Origin of the sequence: Caproicibacter fermentans (assembly GCF_009746625.1) — a bacterium.
Lineage (GTDB): Bacteria > Bacillota > Clostridia > Oscillospirales > Acutalibacteraceae > Caproicibacter > Caproicibacter fermentans.
In genome coordinates this window covers 1-1,190 of the sequence record NZ_VWXL01000042.1, presented here as the reverse complement: position 1 = coordinate 1,190, position 1,190 = coordinate 1, and the positions used below count along the sequence as shown (strand labels likewise).

General features: G+C 46.6%; 1 protein-coding gene. It reads right to left on the bottom strand.

Annotated elements, in window-relative coordinates:
- Positions 1–51: 51 nt before the first annotated feature.
- Entirely contained in the window at positions 52–1,092 is a 1,041-nt protein-coding gene (locus tag CAFE_RS06280) for an IS6 family transposase (protein ID WP_156990129.1), read from the bottom strand.
- Positions 1,093–1,190 lie beyond the last annotated feature (98 nt).

Here is a 1,190-nt window from a genome sequence, read left to right as displayed (position 1 = left end):
GGCTTTGTAAAGTAAACATGAAAGATTAAGAAGGGAAATCAGCCAATTGCTTCAAGCGACGAGGAAAAGCTTGCGTTTGCTTCTGGCAGAAAGGTTTAGGCCCGCAACTTGTGCCGGGGTCAGACCGTCAAGAGCGGAATGAGGGCGGACAAAATTGTAAAAGAAGAGAAAAACCGCGATAAGATTGTTGGCGGAATCGAACGAGGCAAATCCCTGTTTGGTTTTGTACCACGCCTTGAATTGCTTGTTAAAGCATTCGATCAGGTTGTTGGTAATATCATCGCTGAAGCTCTGGACCCGGATATGTTTCACGCCAAGCACTGCTTTTACAGGAACTTTGTAAGCACTGTAGCGGTCGGTGACGATGGCTCCGGGTTTACCGAGATGTTTAACGGAATTTAGTAAGGAAAACGCCTGAGGGCTGTCCCTGTGCCTGGAAAGGTGGAAGCTGAGAACAAAGCGGGTTTCGCTGTCCACAATTAACCAGAGGTAATACTTCATGCCTCGGATTTTTACTACAGTTTCGTCCGCGTGCCATTCGTCGGAGTTGAAATTGAGCGTTGGCATCAGTTCAAGCGCGATGTTTTGAAACAAAGGCGCGAATTTCGTACACCAGTTACTGATAGTAGTGTGGGAAACCTGAATATTCATGACAGTACGCAGAATCAAAGCAATATTACGGAAAGAGTTTTTTCCCAGATAAAACATCGACAGTGCCATCAGGATAACATGCACTGGATAACGCATCCGCTTGAAATCTGTTTTCCCGGACAGCTTCGACATGGAAGGTGCCGTAACGGCAGCCGGTTTCGGCACAAAAATGGAATGGCCGCACTTCTTGTCGCAGCATTGGTAGTTTGAGTAGTATTTGTGGTCATGGTGAAGGAACATGGCTTTTCCGCAGACAGGGCAAGTCGGATAAGGACGCACGCGCGGCCTTCCGGGTTTGTCAGCCGCATGGGCATCCGGCGCAAATTGATGCCCGCATACACGGCAAAGATATTTCTGGTTTCCATATTTATCTTTGCCATAACGATAAAAGTTTTGATGGTTGTTGCATTTCGGACAGCAAATCTGGTATGATTTTGTCATGAGGACTCGTCTCCTTTCGGGAGTACATTGTTTTGTGTCAAAACCATTGTACCAGAAGGGCTGACGAGTCCTCAACTTTCATTTAACTTTACAATACG